Consider the following 16,299-nt stretch of genomic DNA (forward strand, 5'->3'; position numbering starts at 1 on the left):
ACGGTGAAAGCGGGATGAGAGGATCCCCGGCCCGGTCGTGCGGACCGGGACATTTCGCCAGGGATTTCTCCGGGGCCCGCGTCCCCGGCCGCCGCACGTGCCTCCGGGCCGCTCCGCAGCGCCCGCGCCACCCGCCCCGCGGCCGTCCCGAAGGCTCGGCCGGCCTCGCCGGACAGGCCGGGTTGACGCTCCGTCCGCTGGTCGGGCCGGGGACGGGGTCGCCTGCCCGCACGCTCTTTCACCCGGCCGGGCAACAGCTGCCGCGACCGGCCACCACGGGCCCCGCCGGACGGCTACGCTCGCTGTCTGTACGTCATTCGGGCGACCTGGGGAGGTAACGGGATGACGGAGGGACGGCCCCCGGCGGCCGGCTCGGCTCCCCTGTGGGAGCGGGACGCCGAGATCGCCGCCGTCGCACAGGCACTCGACGTCCTGTGCGCGGACCAGACGTCCGCGGGCAGCCTGCTGGTCCTTCACGGCGAGGCGGGACTGGGCAAGACCGCGCTGCTGGCCGAGACGCGCCGTATCGCCGAACGCCGTGGCTGCGCCGTCTGGTCCGCCCGCGGCGCCGAGACGCTGAAATCCGTCCCGTTCCACGTGGTACGGCAGCTGCTCCAGCCGGCGCTGCTGTCCTTACTGCCCGAGGAGGCCCGCGAGTACCTCGGCGACTGGTACGAGATCGCCGGCCCCGCGCTCGGTATAATCGACCCCCAGGAGGGCAGCGCCGACCCGCAGTACGTCTGTGACGGACTCGTCGCGGCGGTGCGCCGGCTCGCCCGCCGCGAATGGCCCCTGGTGCTGCTCCTCGACGACGCGCACTGGGCCGACCAGGAAACCCTGCGCTGGCTCGCCGCGTTCGCCGAACGCCTGGACGACGTGTCCGTTCTCGTCGTGGTCGCCCGCCGTCCCGGCGACGTGAGCGCGGACAGCACCCGTCTGCTCGACGCGGTGGCCGAGGCCGCGGGCCGCTTCGTCAACAACCTCAGCGCCCTCACCCCGGACGCCACCGCCGGGCTCACCCGCGCCACCCTCGGCCGGCACGCCGACGACGCGTTCTGCCGCGAGGTCTGGGCCGTCACCGGCGGCAACCCCTACGACACCGTCGAACTCCTCGCCAAGGTGCAGGACAGCGAACTCCAGCCCGTCGAGGCGCACGCCGGGGAACTGCGCGCCCTCAACCGCGCGGCCCGCGGCGGCGGACTGGTCGACCGGCTCAAGGGCCTCGGCCTGGAGGCCACCCGGTTCGCCTGGGCCGCCGCCATCCTCGGCACCGGCATCACCGTCGACATGGTCGCCCGCCTCGCCACCATGACCGACGAACTCGCCAGGAACTGCGCCGAACTCCTCTGCAACGCCCGCATCCTCACCGCGCCCGACCCGTCCGTCGGCACCGAACGGGACCCCGACGAGCTGGAGTTCGTCCACCCGCTCATCGCCACCGCCGTCTACAACTCCATCCCGCCCGGCGTGTGCACCGCGATGCACGGCGTCGCCGCGCAGATCATCACCGAGCTGGGCCGCGGCGCCGCCGAGGCCGCGCGGCACCTGCTGAAGGTGCACCCGGACGACGACGAGGAACTCGTCGAGCAGCTGCGGGAAGCCGCCCGCGAACACCTCGCCGTCGGCGCGCCGGACGCGGCCCGCCGCTGTCTGGAACGCGCGCTGCAGGAGCCGCCCCGGCCCGAGGTGCACGCGCACGTCCTGTACGAACTGGGCTGTGCCACCCTCCTGACCAACCCCGCCGGCACCAACGACCAGCTGGAGGAGGCCGTCCGCACGGTCGAGGCCGAAGCCGCCCGGCACGAGGCGGGCCCCGTCCGGATGCGGCTGCAGGCATTCCAGTACATGTGGGAGTGCATCCACGGCGAGACCGTCTCCCCGGCCCGCTCCCGGCGCCTGGCCGAGCTGGCGAGCACCTGTACCGGCCGCGACAACGCCGAACGCGCCCTGCTCATCCTGCGCGGCTTCGACGCCATGACCCACGGCGAGAGCGCCGACGTGGTCATCGACCTGTGCGACCGCGCCCTCGTCAACGGCCGCCTCGCGCCCGGCCTCGGCTGGACCGACCCCGAGTGGGGGATGGAACTGCTGATGATGCTCGGCAGCGCGTACGCCTACGCCGACCGGCTCGACCGAGCGGAGAGCCTGTTCGCCGAGGCCCGCCGTGTCTACACCTCGGCCGGCTGGCGCGGCGGCCACCTCTCGCTGGCCAACGCCTTCCTCGGGCTCGCCTACCGCAGACAGGGCAGACTGCGCGACGCCGAGTCCATCCTGCGCGAAGGCCTGGTCCTCGCCGAACGCGTCGGCCGCCGCCTGCCGCTGTACTGGTCGTCCACCTGCGGGCTGGTCGACACCCTGCTGGCGCGCGGGCGGGTCGAGGAGGCCTGGTCGGTCGCCGAGCAGTACGGTTTCGCGCCGCCGTACCCGTCCACCATCGTGCTGCCCGACATCCGCTCCGTCCGCGGCCGGCTGCTGCTCGCCGTCGGCCGCACCGAGGAGGGCGTGGGCGAACTGGAGGCCGCCGAGAAGACCGCCGCATCCCGTGGCGGCCACAACCCGGTCCTCGCGCCCTGGTCCATCGACCTGGCCAAGGCCCTCGCCGGGCAGGACCCGGCCCGTGCCGCCCAGCTCGCGGCCGACGCCCGCCGGCAGGCCGAGCGGTTCGGCACGGACACCGCCATCGGCGAGGCCCTGCGCTGCGCCGCCGCCCTGGCGAAGGGGCAGGACGCGGTACAGCTCGCCGCCCGGGCCGTCACCTACCTGGAGGCGTCGCCCTGCCAGTACGAACACGCGGCGGCCCGCGTCGAGTACGGCATCGCCGCCCGCTCCGTCGCGGAACTCAACCGGGGCCTCGACCTCGCCCGCGCCTGCGGCGCGGAGGCCCTCGTGGCCCAGGCACGGGAGGTGCTGGAAACGGGACGGGGCCTGTACTGACCCACCCCTCCGGCCGACAGGCGCCGAGTCGCGGCCGCCCGGTGACCGGCGGGAGCGGGCGCCGTACCGGCGGGCCGGACGCAGCGGTGTGCGCCCGAGCCGGCCGGTCCCGTCATAGCGACCACCACCGCCGTACGCCCGGACGCCCGGCGTGACCACGCCCGGCGCCCCGGCGGCGACGGACATCGCACGGCCCGATCCGGCGGCCGGAGCATCAGACACGGGCTGCTCCGGCGGCCAAAGAGCTGGGGCGGGCTGCTCCGGCGGCCGGAGCGCCGGGGACGGGCTAAAGCGCCGGCCGGAGCGCCGGGACGAGTTGCTGCCGGAGGTGGGGCCAACAGGCCCCCGGCAGGCCCTCGTTCGTCAGCCGGCCTGCTCCTCGGCCGGCCCTCTCGTCAGCCGGTCTCCTCCTCGGCGAGGACCCGCTGGGCCGTCGCGAACGCCGCGTTGGCGGCCGGCACCCCGCAGTACACGGCGGTCTGCAGCAGCACCGCGCCGATCTCCTCCGGCGTCAGGCCGTTGCGCCGCGCCGCCCGCACATGCAGCGCCAGCTCCTCGTGGTGGCCGTGCGCGACCAGCGCGGTCAGCGTGATCATGCTGCGCTCGCGGCGGGACAGCGTCGGGTCGGTCCAGATCTCGCCCCAGGCGTAGCGGGAGATGAAGTCCTGGAAGCGGGCGGTGAACGGGGTCTGCCGGGCCTGCGCGCGGTCCACGTGGGCGTCGCCCAGCACCTCCCGGCGCGCCGCCGTCCCGCTCACCGGCGGCCCGTCCAGCTGGGTGCGCAGCGCGGTCAGCACGGCCCGCGGGCACTGCGCCGGCGCCAGATGGGCGGCCCCGGGCAGCTCCAGCAGCGTCGCCGCCGGCACCGCGTCGGCGATCTCCCGCAGATGCGCGGGCGGGGTAGCGGCATCGTGCCGGCCGGCCACGAGGAGCGTCGGGACGCCGATCCCGGCGAGCCGGTCGCGCAGGTCGAACGCGGCGAGCGCGTCGCAGCAGGCGGCGTACGCACCCGGGTCGGCCTCCCGGTGGTCCCGTACCAGCCGCGGCACGCTGAACCCCGCCGTGAACCAGCGCGCGTCGGCGCTCTCCACCAGCCACTCCAGCCCCTCGCGGCGCACCCGCTCCGCCCGCTCCCGCCAGAGTGCCTCCCCGCCGAAGTGGGCGGAGGAGCACAGCACCGCCAGCGAGGACAGCCGCTCCGGGTGGTGGACGGCCAGGTGCAGGCCGACCGCGCCGCCCAGGGACACGCCCGCGTACGCGAACCGGTCGATACCGAGGGTGTCGGCGAGCGCCAGCACCAGCTCGGCGAGGTCGCCGACGGTCGCGCCCGGCCCGATCAGGTCCGCCGCCGAACCCCCGTGCCCGGGCAGGTCCCAGCGCACCACCCGGTGGGCGGCGGACAGCTCCGGGGCGACCTGGTCCCACAGGGCGAGGGAGGTGCCGAGCGAGGGACCGAGCAGCAGGGGCGGCGCCGAGGCCGGGCCTTCTTCCCAGTGGTGGAGGAGTGTCATGGTCAGCGTCGCTCCAGAGCGCGGTCGGTGAGGGTCGCGGCGAACCCGGTGTAGTGGGCGGGGTCGCTCAGGTCGTCCAGGTCGAGGTCCGGCAGATCATCCTGCTCGCCGAGGAGTTCGCGCAGCGGCCGGTCCTCCGCGTGGGCGCGGCGGGCCAGTTCGGTCACCAGCTGCTTGGCGCGCGCACGGCCGAGGACGGGGGAGAGGGCGGCCGACAGCCGCTCGGAGACGATCAGGCCCCGGGTGGCGTCCAGGTTCCGGCGCATGGCGGCGGGGTGCACGCGCAGCCCCTCCGCCAGTCCGGCCGCGTGCCCGGCCGCGCCGCCCGCCAGCCGGAGCAGGTCGCGCAACGGCGTCCACTCGGCATGCCAGGCGCCGGCCGGCCGCTCGTCCTCGGCGACGAGGGAGCCGTACAGCGTGGCGGCGAGCTGGGGGGCGCGCCGGGCGGCTGCCGCCAGCAGTGCGGAGCGCACCGGGTTCGCCTTGTGCGGCATGGCGGATGAGCCGCCGCCGTCGCCCTCGCTCACCTCGCCGATCTCCGTCCGCGACAGCGTCAGGACGTCCGCGGCCAGTTTGCCCAGCGCCCCCGCCGTGAAGGCCAGGCAGCCCGCCAGGTCCGCGATCGGCGTGCGCAGCGTGTGCCAGGGCAACACCGGCGCGGCCAGGCCCGCTTCACGGGCGTACGCGCGGACCAGGGCCGTCGCGTCCTCGGTGCCGTACGCCTGGAAGGCCGCCAGGGTCCCGGCCGCGCCGCCGAGTTGGACGGGCAGCGAGCCCCGTACCCGGGTGACGCGGTCGCGGGCGTCCAGGACCAGCGAGCGCCAGCCGGCCGCCTTCAGCCCGAACGTGGTCGGTACGGCGTGCTGGGTGAGTGTCCGCCCCGGCAGCACCGTGTCCCGGTGCTCGGCGGCGAGGCCGGCCAGGGCCCGCTCGGTGCGGCCGAGGTCGGCCAGGACCGGGCCGAGGGTGCGCACGGCGACCAGCATCGTCGCCGTGTCCATGATGTCCTGGCTGGTGGCGCCCCGGTGGACGTAGGGGCCGTACTCCTCGCCGACCTCCCGGGTCAGGTCGCGGACCAGCGGGATGACCGGGTTGCCGCCGTCCGGGGTGCGCGCGGCCAGGCCGCGGATGCCGAACCGGCCCGGGACGGCGGCCTCGGTCACCGCCGTCGCGGCCTCGGCCGGTACGAGCCCGAGTGCGGCCTGCGCCCGGGTCAACGCGGCCTCGGCGTCGAGCAGCGCCCGCAGATACGCGTGGTCGCCGGTCTCGGACGCGGCGGCCGACAGCCCCCACTCGGGGGCGAGCAGGCCCGTGTCGGCGTACGGAGGGGACGCGGAACCGGTGTGCGGAGGGGGCGCAGATGTCACTGGAACTCCAGGAAGACCGTCTCGCCTTCGCCCTGAAGGCGGATGTCGAAACCGTAGACGCCGGCCCCCTCGTCGCTCGCGATCAGGGTGTCGCGCCGGTCACCCACCCGGGTGAGCAGCGGGTCCGTAGCCAGGGCGGCCGCGTCGCACGGCAGGTAGATGCGGGTGAAGAGGTGGACCAGCAGGCCGCGCGCGAAGACACAGACGCTGAGGTACGGCGCGCTCCCGCCGCGCGCGCCGGGGCGCAGCGTACGCGCGTACCAGTGGCCGTTCGCGGCGGTCTGGACACGCCCCCAGCCGGTGAACTCCACGCCGTTGCGGCCCGCGTAGCCGCCGGTGGCGGGGTCGCGCCGGATGGAGCCGTCCACCCGCGGCACCGATCCGTCGGGGCGCGGGCCCCACAGCTCCACCAGCGCGTCGGGCAGTGGCTCGCCCTCCCCGTCGAGGACGTACCCGTGCACGGTGATCGTGTCCGGGTGGCCGAGCGGGGCGATCTCCTCGCCGCCGCGGAAGGGCAGCGCGTAGCCGTAGAACGGGCCCACCGTGTGGGACGGGGTGGGCGGTACCCGCTCCGGGGCGTTCGTGTCGGCGGTCGTCATGGCGGTCAGCGTCCTTCCTCGGCCGAGGTGGCGGCCGGGCCGTCCAGCACGATGTCCCAGTGGTAGCCGAGGGAGAACTCCGGCACCGACAGGCTGTGGTCGTAGGTGGCGACCAGCCGCTGCCGGGCGGCGTCGTCCGTGACGGACTGCAGGATCGGGTCGTACGGGAAGAGCGGGTCGTTCGGGAAGTACATCTGTGTCACCAGCCGCTGGGCGAACGCCGTGCCGAACACGGAGAAGTGGATGTGGGCGGGGCGCCAGGCGTTGAGGTGGTTGCGCCACGGGTAGGGGCCGGGCTGGATGGTGGTGAAGCGGTAGCGGCCCGCGGCGTCGGTGAGGGTGCGGCCGACGCCGGTGAAGTTCGGGTCCAGCGGGGCGTCGTGCTGTTCCCGCCCGTGGGCGTAGCGGCCGGCGGAGTTGGCCTGCCAGATCTCGATCAGCTGGCCGCGGACCGGGCGTCCGCCGCGGTCCAGCAGCCGCCCGGAGACGGTGATCCGCTCGCCGACCGGCTCACCCCGGTGGTGCCGGGTGAGGTCGTTGTCGATCTCGGTGATGTCGCGCTCGCCGAAGGCGGGGGAGTGCAGCTCCACCAGCTCCGGGTCCTGCGCGGTGTCGATGGCGACCAGGGGCTGCTTGGGGTGGCGGAGCACGGAGGAGCGGTAGGGCGCGTAGTCGCGACGCGGATGGTGCTCGACCGGGGCGCCGTCGGCGACGCGCTTGGCGTACGCGGCCTGTTCGGCGGCGATCTCGAGGTCGATGGCGGCTTGGGTGAGGCTCATGGTGAGTCCTGGAAGTCCGGGGGCCCCGTGGGGGCACGAGGCGGTAGTCGGTGTGCGGCCGCGCCACGTGGGCGCGATCCGCCGCGCGGGCCCGTGGGTGACGTACGGGCCCCAGGGGAACGCGGGGGCCGGCCGGCGCGGTGCTCAGCGTTCGGGGACGAGGGCGAGACCCTGGCCCACGCCGATGCAGAGGGCGGCCACGCCGGTGCCGGAGCCGCGGCGGTCCAGCTGGTGGGCGACCGTGCCGGCGAGCCGGGCACCGGAGGCGCCGAGCGGGTGGCCGAGCGCGATGGCGCCGCCCTGTGGGTCGAGGACCGCCGGGTCGAACAGGTCATCGGGACGAACGGCGGACAGCGCGCCGTTGCAGCGGCCGATCGGGGTGCGTACGGCATCGACGATGTAAACCGGGTTCACAGCAGATTCTCCGCAACGGTCAGTTCCGCGTCGGTCTTGGCGATGACCTCGTCGACGCTCACGCCGGGCGCGGTCTCGGTCAGCATGAGGCCCCCGCCGGTGACGTCCAGGACGGCCAGATCGGTGATGACCCGGTTCACACACGCCTTGCCCGTGAGCGGCAGCGTGCACTCCTTGAGGATCTTCGCCGAGCCGTCCTTCGCGGTGTGCGTCATCACCACGATCACCTGCCGGGCACCGTGCACCAGATCCATCGCGCCCCCGATCCCGGTGACCAGCCTGCCCGGCACGGCCCAGTTGGCCAGGTCGCCGCCGGCGGACACCTGCATCGCGCCGAGCACGGCCACATCGATGTGCCCGCCCCGGATCATCGCGAAGGACAGCGCCGAGTCGAAGAAGGACGCGCCCGGCAGCACGGTCACGGTCTCCTTGCCCGCGTTGATCAGATCGGGGTCGACCTGGTCCTCGGCGGGATACGGGCCCGTGCCCAGGCTGCCGTTCTCCGACTCCAGCACCACCTCGACCCCCGCCGGGAGATGGTTCGGGATCAGGGTCGGCAGACCGATCCCCAGGTTCACGTACTGGCCGTCCCGCAGCTCGCGGGCCGCCCGGGCGGCCATCTCCTCGCGTGTCCAGGCCATCAGCCGCTCACCGTCCGCCGCTCGATGCGCTTGTCCGCCGCCTGCCCGGGGCTGAGTGCCACGACCCGCTGCACGAAGACGCCCGGCACGTGCACCGTGTCCGGATCGATCGCGCCGGGTTCGACCAGCTCCTCCACCTCGGCGATGGTGACCCTCCCGGCCATCGCGGCCGGCGGGTTGAAGTTCCGGGCCGACCGGTTGAACACCAGGTTCCCGTGCCGGTCCCCGAGCGCGGCCCTGACCAGCGCGAAGTCCGTACGGATGCCCCGCTCCAGCACGTACTGCACGCCGTCGAACTCGCGCACCTCCTTCGCCGGCGAGGCCAGCGCGACCCCGCCGGAGCCGTCGTAGCGCCAGGGCAGTCCGCCCTCGGCGACCTGGGTGCCGACACCGGCCGGGGTGTAGAAGGCGGGGACGCCGGCGCCGCCCGCGCGCAGCCGCTCGGCCAGCGTGCCCTGCGGGATCAGCTCCACCTCCAGTTCACCGGCCAGGTACTGGCGGGCGAACTCCCTGTTCGCGCCGATGTAGGAGCCGGTCACCCGGGCGATCCGCCCCGCGGCCAGCAGCACGGCCAACCCGGACTCCATCGCCCCGCAGTTGTTCGACACCACGCTCAGCCCGCCGACACCGCGCTCGTACAGCGCCCGGATCAGCTCGTTCGGCACACCGCTGAGTCCGAACCCGCCGACGGCGACGGACGCGCCGTCCGGCACATCGGCCACCGCTTCCACGGCCGTGGCGACCACCTTGTCCATGCGTGATGCTCCGTCTCTCCGGTTCATCAGTGCACTGATAATCTGAGCACTGAGTATGTGAGCGAGGTGCTGCTCACGCTGCCACCGCAGTCGGTGACCGTCAAGAGCTGTGCTTCGTACGACCATCCAGGCGAGACAGGCGGGTCAGGCGCCGCGTATTGTTCAGTGCACAAACGAAACGACCAGGGGAGCGCACATGGCCGCGGCGGACCTCGCCACCCACCCCGGGCACCTGGCCCGGCGGCTCCAGCAGGCGCACCACCTGCTGTGGAACACGATGGTCTCGGAGGAGATCACCTCGCCGCAGTTCGCGGTCCTGAACGCTCTCGTCGCCGAACCGGGAGTCGACCAGCGGACCGTGGGGGAGCGGGTGGGCCTGGACCGGTCGACCATCGCCGAGGTGATCAGCCGTCTCGACCGGCGCGGGCTGCTGCACAAGGTGCGTGATCCGCGGGACGGCCGGCGCTTCGTGCTCCGCCTCACCGACGAGGGGCTGCGCACCCACCGCAAGCTCGCCGTGCGCACCGCGCGGATGAACCAGGTCTTCCTCGCCCCGCTGTCCGCCGAGGAGCGGACCGTGTTCTTCGACCTGATCCGCAGGGTCGCCGACGCGGCCGAGGGCCTGCGCAACCCGGCCGAGCCGTCGGCCGCCCGGGGCTGACCGCTCCCTTCCGACACCGGCCCTCCAGGCACCGGCCCTCCACGGCACCGGCCCTCCACGGCACCGTCCTCTTCCACGGCGCCGGCACCCTCGCGTTCCACGGCGCCGGCACCCTCGCGTTCCACGGCGCCGGCACCCTCGTGGCACGGGGCCGGGTTCGACGTTGACGGGCACGGGTACCCGGCCGCCACCGCACACGGGACACAGCCGTACGTGAGCAGAGGGAGCGCGATCCATGAAGGCAGTCACCTGGCAGGGCAGGCGGGACGTCCGGGTGGAGGACGTGCCCGATCCGCGGATCGAGGAGCCGACGGACGCCGTCATCCGCGTCACGTCCACCGGGCTGTGCGGGTCCGACCTGCATCTCTACGAGGTGCTCACCCCGTTCATGACCCCGGGTGACATCCTCGGCCACGAACCCATGGGCATCGTGGAGGAGGTCGGCTCGGAGGTGACGAACCTGCGGCCCGGGGACCGTGTCGTGGTGCCGTTCCAGATCGCCTGCGGGCACTGCTTCATGTGCGACACCGGCCTGCCCACCCAGTGCGAGACCACGCAGGTCACCGACGAGGGCATGGGTGCGGCCCTGTTCGGCTACACCCGCCTGTACGGCGCCGTGCCCGGCGGCCAGGCCGAGTATCTGCGCGTCCCGCAGGCCCAGTTCGGCCCCATCAAGGTGCCCGAGGGGCCGCCGGACGACCGGTTCGTCTACCTCTCCGACGTACTGCCCACCGCCTGGCAGGCCGTCGAGTACGCAGCCGTCCCGCCCGGCGGCACCCTGGCCGTCCTCGGGCTCGGCCCCATCGGCGACATGGCCTGCCGGATCGCCAGGGCCCGGGGCGCCGAACGGGTCTTCGGTGTCGACCTGGTCCCGGAGCGGCTGGCCCGGGCGCACCGGCGCGGCGTCGAGACGTTCGACCTCAGGGCCTTCGACGACGAGAAGGCGCTGGTCCAGGCGATCCGGGACGAGACCGGCGGCCGGGGCCCGGACGCCGTGATCGACGCGGTCGGCACCGAGGCCCACGGCAGCAACATCGCCAAGCTCGTCCAGCAGACCGCCGCGATCATGCCCCGCAAGCTCAGCGGCCCGCTCGCCGAGCGCTTCAGCGTCGACCGGATGGGCGCCCTCTACATGGCGGTCGACCTGGTCCGCCGCGGCGGCACGATCTCGCTCAGCGGTGTCTACGGCGGGGTGGCCGATCCGATGCCGATGCTCACCATGTTCGACAAGCAGATCCAGCTCCGCATGGGCCAGGCCAACGTCCGCCGCTGGTCCGACGAGATCATGCCCTATCTGACGGAGCAGGACCCGCTCGGCGTCGAGGACTTCGCCACGCACCGGCTGCCGCTGGCGGAGGCGCCCCACGCGTACGAGATGTTCCAGCGCAAGCAGGACGGCGCCGTCAAGATCCTCATGCAGCCGTAGCCGTAGCCGTAGCCGTAGCGGTAGCCGTGGCCGAGCAGTGGACGTAGCCCTGGAAGGAGCCGCGACCGCGGCCGCACGCGTGGCTCAGTCGCGGTCCTTCTCGCCGAGGATCTCCGCCAGGTCGTAGCGCACCGGCTCCTCCAGTTGGGCGTACGTGCAGCTCTGCGGCGTACGGTCCGGACGCCAGCGGCGGAAGCGGGCCGTGTGCCGGAACCGCTGCCCGTTCTCCATGTGGTCGTACGCCACCTCGGCCACCCGCTCCGGCCGCAACGGCACCCACGACAAGTCCTTCTTGCCGGACCAGCGGCTCGGCGCGCCGGGCAGCCGGGCCGTCTCGTGGGCGGCCTCGTCCGTCCAGGCGGCCCACGGGTGGCCGGACACGTCGTCCATGCGCAACGGTTCCAGCTCCTCGACCAGCTCGGCGCGCCTCTTCATGGGGAAGGCCGCCGACACGCCCACGTGCTGGAGCCGGCCGTCGGCGTCGTACAGACCCAGCAGCAGCGACCCCACCACCGGTCCGCTCTTGTGGAAGCGGTACCCGGCCACGACGACGTCCGCCGTCCGTTCGTGCTTGATCTTGAACATGGCGCGCTCGTCCTGGAGGTAGCGCAGGGTGAGGGGTTTGGCCACGACCCCGTCCAGTCCGGCGCCCTCGAACCGCTCGAACCACTGCCGGGCCACCTCGATGTCGGTCGTCGCCGGCGCCAGGTGCACCGGCGGGGTCGCCTCGGCGAGGGCGCGGTCCAGCAGAGCGCGGCGGTCGGTCAGCTCCACGTCGAGCAGGGCGTGGTCGTCCAGCGCCAGCAGGTCGAAGGCGACGAAGGAGGCCGGGGTCTTCTCGGCCAGCATCCGCACCCGGGAGGCCGCCGGGTGGATCCGCTCGGTCAGCGCGTCGAAGTCCAGTCTTCCGTCCCGCGCGATCACGATCTCCCCGTCCAGCACGCACCGCTCCGGCACACGCTCCTTCAGCGCCTCGACCAGCTCGGGGAAGTACCTGGTCAACGGCTTTCCGGTACGGCTGCCCAGCTCGACCTCGGCGCCGTCCCGGAACACGATCGACCGGAAGCCGTCCCACTTCGCCTCGTAGTGCATGCCTTCTGGGATGGCGTTGACGCTCTTCGCCAGCATCGGCCTGACCGGCGGCATGACCGGTAGATCCATGGCATCTCACCTGCCAAAACTGCGCTGCGTTACTGAGTCCTTCGGTGGCTCCGTCTGTCCCTGCGTCGCCCTGGGTTTCTCCGTGTGGAGTGCCCTGGGATGTGCCCTGGAGGATCGCACCGAGCCCCTGCTCAACGGCGAGACGGGTGGTGCTGTCACTGTTCGGCCACAGGTGGCTGTAGGTGTCCAGCGTGACCGTCGCCGACGAGTGCCCCAGCCGCTTCTGGACGACCTTGACCGACTCGCCGTGCCGGATCAGCAGTGAGGCGTACGTGTGGCGAAGATCGTGCAGGGTGGTTCCCGCCGGGATCTCCTCCTCCCCGTTCTTGGTCAGGATCTCGTTCGCCCCCTTCACGATCTTCCGCCATGTGCGCGACCAGGGCGACCGCTGGACGGACTCGCCGGAATCGGTGGTGAAGATCAGCCGCACCTTGCGCTCTCTCCGTGTGCCGTCGGTCGTGTCGGCAAGGGTCTGGGGACGGGCCGCGGAGCGACCACTCCCTGTGCCGTCCGGACAACTGCCGTGACGCCCGCCGCGAGGATCTGGGCGACGACACCGCCGACGCACCCGGCACGGTCGGTGAGGCCGTCCGCGTGTATGTCGACGCCCTCCGGACGGTGCCTCCGGCGGTCCCCGGGAAGTGCTCGCGCGGCTCGCTGTACGGCTCGCCGAGGCCGCAGATCGAGGCCGCCCCGGTCCCTGGTACCGCGAACGTCTCCCGGGAGCTGAGAGCACTAATTGCGCAGCTCTCGGAGGCCGAAACGGAATGGTCCTACCAGGCCCGTGACGAACTCGTGGCGAGGCGTGCCGAACGCCGTATCGGTCTCATGCTCGATGATTGGGACAAGTCCTGGGCGCGGCGGCAGAACAACTGAACCTGGTGCCGCCCTTTCGCGGGTGCGGGGTGGCACCAACGCAGGGCCCTCGACCGGTAGTTGCCGGACTGGTCGGGGGCGCCCTTGTCTCGTGGCCTACCTGAGACTGTGACGCACGCGGCTGATTACGTGCTGGGCGTCGGTACCGAACTCGGCGCTTTCGTTGAGCGTCGCCCAGACGCGCCGGTACAGGGCGATCGTGTCGGCATCGTCCAGCCACAGTTCGGCATGCCAGTCCTCGGTGATCACCAGCCGGTCATCGAAGATCCAGAACGGGTTCGCGGGCGGAATCCCTAGAGCGGCCTCGTGAGGCACGATCCCGAGACGGACGGTATCCATGCCCACGACGCCCAAGAGGCGGTCCAGTTGGGCCGCCAGGACCGCAGGAGGGCACACCTGAGCCCGTAGCGCTCCCTCCCACATCAGCAGGTGCAGCCGCTTGCCTGGCCGGTAAAGCCACTCCTGCCGCCTCATGCGGGCCCGGACAGCGTCATCCGCGTCCCCGGGAGAGTTCTGGAGTGCCGCGTAGCTCTCGAAGATGTGCCGCGCGTAATCGGCAGTCTGAAGCATGCCGTTGACCGCGTTGTTCTCCCAGACATGCAGAGTGCTGGAATCGTCGACCAGCGTGTTCCAAGTCTCCTGCACCGGCCGGTGACCTGCCGCCAACTGCCGCCGCCATGACCGGATGTGCGACTCGAAGCCCTTCAACCGGCCGTGGAGCTCATCGAACGCCTCCGGCTGGCCCGTGGCCTCCGCCCATCCCCGGAGGTCTTCGGCTGTCGGTGTCTGCCGCCCGTTCTCCAGCTTGCTGATCTTCGACTGAGGCCAGCCAAGCTGCTCGGCTAGACGCGTACCGGTGAGACGGCCGTGCGGGCTCTCGACGCGCAGCTCCCGGAGCCTACGCCCCAAGTCCTCGCGTGCCTTCTGATAGTCCGTGCTCACCGGTACTGCGTTCCGTTCCCTACTCGGCCAGCCCGGCCGCGAAATCCTTGTACGGCACCGCGTGATGCCATGCCGCATCCCGGATGACGGAGTAGCGGACGACCTCAGCCGGCTCCGTGATCAGCTCCACGTCCACGAGCTGGTCGTCGTCATCGAACCGCAAGAGCGCCACGAGTCGGCTGTCGAACAACCAGAAGTCTTCGGCCGGGAGTTGGTAGAGCCGTTCGGCGTCCGCACGCCACAGGTTGCGGATGTCCTCGCCAAGGGCACTGTTCCGCTTCGCGTTGTCGAGCAGGTAGAGCTGTCCGGTGGTCGGCGGCTGGTCCACGATCCGTACCCGCTCCACCCGCTTGCCCTGGGCGGTCTGGGAACGGATCAGTTCGCAGTACGGGTCGTCCGGGTCCCACTGGGCGGCACCGGTTTCGAGGAACTGCCGGTAGGTGTCAGTCGTTTCGTCGCTGGCGTAGCGTTGTCGCATCTCCAGTCGCCAGGCCGTGTGCTTGAACGTCCGGAACAGATCCTCGAACTCGTCCAGTCCGATGATCCTCGCCTGGCGCGTGCCATCCCCCTTCGGCGTCCAGTCGACCAGCAAGTCACGCGGCACGACGACGGCGACCTCCCCCTCGGAGAGGTGCTGAAGCTGGGCGACGTCCTTGGGGTCTGTGAGCGGCGGACCATGAACGATCACCTCTCGGCTGTCCAGGTCTTCGTGCACGGACGGGCATCCTGTGCCTCCGCTGCCCGTGCCGTTGAAGCGCAGTCTGCGTGCCATTGCGGTCACCTCTCGTGTCGCCCTGGAAGCCCGGCCAGACAAGGGTGTCTGCGGCAGCGTGGGAATGTCGAGGCATCTCGGCATGCCGCGTGAGAATAACGGAGAATATCCGGGCCGAGGCCCAACTTCCGCTTCCTACGGTCGTATCCGGAGTCACGGAAAGTTGGGGAGACACGATGCGTCACAAGACCACTCAGGAAAACCCCATCGTCCTGCCGGTGGGGTTCAACGCGTGGCTGCTCGACTGCGCTCCAGCGCCGGGCTGCAAGGTGTGCGCCGCCAACTGGCAACAGCTCACCGCCGCGAAGGACAAGGGCGACATCACGCAGGCTGCCAAGCACGCCGACGAGATTCGCTCCCACGCTGCCGGGACTCACTGATGGACATGCAGACGTACCGGGACAGCCGCGCGAGGGCCGCCGACGCTTCCGAGGCGATCAGGGCTGCGATGGCCTCACTAGGTATCCCGGAAAGCGTCTGGGGAACCATCCGGCCAGTTGTCACACACAGAGGCAGCCCGTACGTGCACTTGGGCATCGTGCGCGCGGACATGGTCGAGAGGATGGCCAAAGCTATGCGTGGCGAGTGATCAGAGCTTGAGAGCGTAGTCCTTGGCAGCTTTGTCGATGCTGGCGGCTAGACGTTGCAGGTCCACCGGAGATGCTTCGTCCCAGTCAGTAATACGGCAGTCGGTCTCGACGACTCCCAGACCGGAGAGTTTCTCCACCTGCCGTCGCAGCTGGGCGACGACCGCGCGGTGTTGACCGTACTTCTCGCGCTCAGCGTTGGCTTCGGCCGCCGTGTGCGGGTAGCTCCGGCTCGTCATCTCCAAGGCGCCAACGAAGATGCTGTTTGTATAGGTTCTAACAGCATCGTTTGCGAGCGGGAGAGTCTTCTTCAGTTCCGAGTGCGCGCGGCGGACCCTCTTGCTTTCCGCTTCCGCTGCGAGAGCGAGTCTCTGCCGTTCTGCCTCCGCAGCTTCAGCGTCTGCTGCCAGTTCCCGATCAAGCCTTGCGTGACGAATGGCCTGTTTCTTCCGCCGCTCGACCTTGCGCACCTTGACCTGATCGCGGAGATCCTCAAGCCACGCCAGAGCAACTCCCTTGGCTACGATGCGCCAGGCTGTTGTCAGTCCGCCGAGAAACCCGACCGCTGCGCCACCGAACAGCTCCACCCACATGGCTGCACCCCCACACTCCCCCGTGTCCGTCTGGGTGCAGAGTGTAGCTAGAGCGATGCCGTGAGAATTCTGGAAGTCGACGATGAGTGTCGAAGCGTGCCGTGCAAGGGGGGCTCAGATCTGACAGCGGCCCCCGTGTCCCATGACGGGGGGGCGCTTGTGTGCCCTGGAAGTGCCCTGGAGATCACCCGATCGGGTTAATCGCGCAGGTTAGATCGACTGTACAGTCACTTCGCCTCGTAGTGCATGCCCGGCGGGATCTTCGCCACCGACTTGGCGAG

15 protein-coding genes and 2 pseudogenes are annotated in these 16,299 nt (G+C 71.7%); 5 read left to right on the forward strand and 12 right to left on the reverse strand.

What is annotated here, in order from left to right; all coding sequences use genetic code 11:
- Positions 1 to 342: 342 nt before the first annotated feature.
- The gene (locus AB0B40_RS17650) at positions 343 to 2,934 is read left to right on the forward strand and encodes an AAA family ATPase (protein ID WP_362264373.1); all 2,592 of its coding nucleotides are present in this window, start codon (positions 343 to 345) and stop codon (positions 2,932 to 2,934) included.
- Between the two features lie 395 nt (positions 2,935 to 3,329).
- On the opposite strand, the gene pcaD is transcribed toward AB0B40_RS17650, so the two are convergent.
- From pcaD to AB0B40_RS17685, 7 genes and pseudogenes are all read right to left on the reverse strand, one after another.
- Positions 3,330 to 4,451, reverse strand: a complete 1,122-nt coding sequence (gene pcaD / locus AB0B40_RS17655) for a 3-oxoadipate enol-lactonase (RefSeq protein WP_362264451.1) — start codon at positions 4,449 to 4,451, stop codon at positions 3,330 to 3,332.
- Positions 4,448 to 5,812 carry a 3-carboxy-cis,cis-muconate cycloisomerase gene (gene pcaB / locus AB0B40_RS17660; RefSeq protein WP_345053850.1) on the reverse strand — a complete coding sequence of 455 codons (1,365 nt, stop codon included), beginning with the start codon at positions 5,810 to 5,812 and terminating at the stop codon, positions 4,448 to 4,450. Before pcaB ends, pcaD begins: the two co-directional genes overlap by 4 nt.
- Positions 5,809 to 6,411, reverse strand: coding sequence for a protocatechuate 3,4-dioxygenase subunit alpha (pcaG, locus tag AB0B40_RS17665; RefSeq protein WP_345053853.1), 603 nt, complete (start codon positions 6,409 to 6,411; stop codon positions 5,809 to 5,811). Before pcaG ends, pcaB begins: the two co-directional genes overlap by 4 nt.
- A 5-nt stretch (positions 6,412 to 6,416) precedes the next feature.
- Positions 6,417 to 7,190, reverse strand: coding sequence for a protocatechuate 3,4-dioxygenase subunit beta (pcaH, locus tag AB0B40_RS17670; protein WP_345053856.1), 774 nt, complete (start codon positions 7,188 to 7,190; stop codon positions 6,417 to 6,419).
- A gap of 144 nt (positions 7,191 to 7,334) precedes the next feature.
- Positions 7,335 to 7,517, reverse strand: a pseudogene (locus AB0B40_RS17675) (3-oxoadipyl-CoA thiolase); the annotation flags it as partial.
- Positions 7,518 to 7,600: 83 nt separating this feature from the next.
- Positions 7,601 to 8,245 (reverse strand): CoA transferase subunit B, encoded by a 645-nt coding sequence (locus AB0B40_RS17680; RefSeq protein WP_362264376.1) that lies wholly within the window; start codon positions 8,243 to 8,245, stop codon positions 7,601 to 7,603.
- Complete coding sequence (locus tag AB0B40_RS17685; RefSeq protein WP_362264378.1) at positions 8,245 to 9,000, reverse strand: CoA transferase subunit A; 756 nt, start codon at positions 8,998 to 9,000, stop codon at positions 8,245 to 8,247. The genes AB0B40_RS17680 and AB0B40_RS17685 overlap by 1 nt, the downstream gene beginning before the upstream one ends.
- A gap of 196 nt (positions 9,001 to 9,196) precedes the next feature.
- On the opposite strand from AB0B40_RS17685, the gene AB0B40_RS17690 reads away from it, so the two are divergent.
- A complete protein-coding gene (locus AB0B40_RS17690; RefSeq protein WP_345053863.1) occupies positions 9,197 to 9,661 on the forward strand; it encodes a MarR family transcriptional regulator in 465 nt (154 codons plus the stop codon).
- Between the two features lie 235 nt (positions 9,662 to 9,896).
- Entirely contained in the window at positions 9,897 to 11,087 is a 1,191-nt protein-coding gene (locus AB0B40_RS17695) for a zinc-dependent alcohol dehydrogenase (protein WP_345053865.1), read from the forward strand.
- An 84-nt stretch (positions 11,088 to 11,171) separates the two neighbouring features.
- Here AB0B40_RS17695 and AB0B40_RS17700 read toward each other — a convergent pair whose 3' ends face one another.
- Both AB0B40_RS17700 and AB0B40_RS17705 read right to left on the reverse strand, forming a co-directional pair.
- Entirely contained in the window at positions 11,172 to 12,248 is a 1,077-nt protein-coding gene (locus tag AB0B40_RS17700) for an ATP-dependent DNA ligase (protein ID WP_362264380.1), read from the reverse strand.
- Positions 12,249 to 12,477: 229 nt separating this feature from the next.
- Positions 12,478 to 12,984 (reverse strand): annotated as a pseudogene (locus AB0B40_RS17705) (hypothetical protein); the annotation flags it as partial.
- On the opposite strand from AB0B40_RS17705, the gene AB0B40_RS17710 reads away from it, so the two are divergent.
- Positions 12,867 to 13,124, forward strand: a complete 258-nt coding sequence (locus AB0B40_RS17710; RefSeq protein ID WP_362264382.1) for a hypothetical protein — start codon at positions 12,867 to 12,869, stop codon at positions 13,122 to 13,124. The pseudogene AB0B40_RS17705 and the gene AB0B40_RS17710 sit on opposite strands and share 118 nt — an antisense overlap.
- A gap of 96 nt (positions 13,125 to 13,220) precedes the next feature.
- On the opposite strand, the gene AB0B40_RS17715 is transcribed toward AB0B40_RS17710, so the two are convergent.
- Together AB0B40_RS17715 and AB0B40_RS17720 are read right to left on the reverse strand one after the other, a co-directional pair.
- Positions 13,221 to 14,066 carry a helix-turn-helix transcriptional regulator gene (locus AB0B40_RS17715; protein WP_345053874.1) on the reverse strand — a complete coding sequence of 282 codons (846 nt, stop codon included), beginning with the start codon at positions 14,064 to 14,066 and terminating at the stop codon, positions 13,221 to 13,223.
- A 19-nt stretch (positions 14,067 to 14,085) separates the two neighbouring features.
- Positions 14,086 to 14,838 (reverse strand): DUF6879 family protein, encoded by a 753-nt coding sequence (locus AB0B40_RS17720; RefSeq protein ID WP_345053877.1) that lies wholly within the window; start codon positions 14,836 to 14,838, stop codon positions 14,086 to 14,088.
- A gap of 176 nt (positions 14,839 to 15,014) precedes the next feature.
- Between AB0B40_RS17720 and AB0B40_RS17725 the strand changes: the two genes are divergently transcribed.
- Entirely contained in the window at positions 15,015 to 15,218 is a 204-nt protein-coding gene (locus AB0B40_RS17725; protein ID WP_345053879.1) for a hypothetical protein, read from the forward strand.
- Between the two features lie 209 nt (positions 15,219 to 15,427).
- On the opposite strand, the gene AB0B40_RS17730 is transcribed toward AB0B40_RS17725, so the two are convergent.
- Complete coding sequence (locus AB0B40_RS17730; RefSeq protein WP_362264385.1) at positions 15,428 to 16,018, reverse strand: hypothetical protein; 591 nt, start codon at positions 16,016 to 16,018, stop codon at positions 15,428 to 15,430.
- Positions 16,019 to 16,299: the final 281 nt, after the last annotated feature.

The sequence above is a fragment of the Streptomyces sp. NPDC042638 genome (assembly GCF_040647235.1).
Lineage (GTDB): Bacteria > Actinomycetota > Actinomycetes > Streptomycetales > Streptomycetaceae > Streptomyces > Streptomyces rameus.

Coding starts and splice junctions, on each gene's coding strand:
- AB0B40_RS17650 (WP_362264373.1), top strand. CDS start 343: ATGACGGAGGGACGGCCCCCGGCGGCCGGCTCGGCTCCCCTGTGGGAG.
- pcaG (WP_345053853.1), bottom strand. CDS start 6,411: ATGACGACCGCCGACACGAACGCCCCGGAGCGGGTACCGCCCACCCCG.
- pcaH (WP_345053856.1), bottom strand. CDS start 7,190: ATGAGCCTCACCCAAGCCGCCATCGACCTCGAGATCGCCGCCGAACAG.
- AB0B40_RS17680 (WP_362264376.1), bottom strand. CDS start 8,245: ATGGCCTGGACACGCGAGGAGATGGCCGCCCGGGCGGCCCGCGAGCTG.
- AB0B40_RS17685 (WP_362264378.1), bottom strand. CDS start 9,000: ATGGACAAGGTGGTCGCCACGGCCGTGGAAGCGGTGGCCGATGTGCCG.
- AB0B40_RS17690 (WP_345053863.1), top strand. CDS start 9,197: ATGGCCGCGGCGGACCTCGCCACCCACCCCGGGCACCTGGCCCGGCGG.
- AB0B40_RS17695 (WP_345053865.1), top strand. CDS start 9,897: ATGAAGGCAGTCACCTGGCAGGGCAGGCGGGACGTCCGGGTGGAGGAC.
- AB0B40_RS17700 (WP_362264380.1), bottom strand. CDS start 12,248: ATGGATCTACCGGTCATGCCGCCGGTCAGGCCGATGCTGGCGAAGAGC.
- AB0B40_RS17720 (WP_345053877.1), bottom strand. CDS start 14,838: ATGGCACGCAGACTGCGCTTCAACGGCACGGGCAGCGGAGGCACAGGA.
- AB0B40_RS17725 (WP_345053879.1), top strand. CDS start 15,015: ATGCGTCACAAGACCACTCAGGAAAACCCCATCGTCCTGCCGGTGGGG.
- AB0B40_RS17730 (WP_362264385.1), bottom strand. CDS start 16,018: ATGTGGGTGGAGCTGTTCGGTGGCGCAGCGGTCGGGTTTCTCGGCGGA.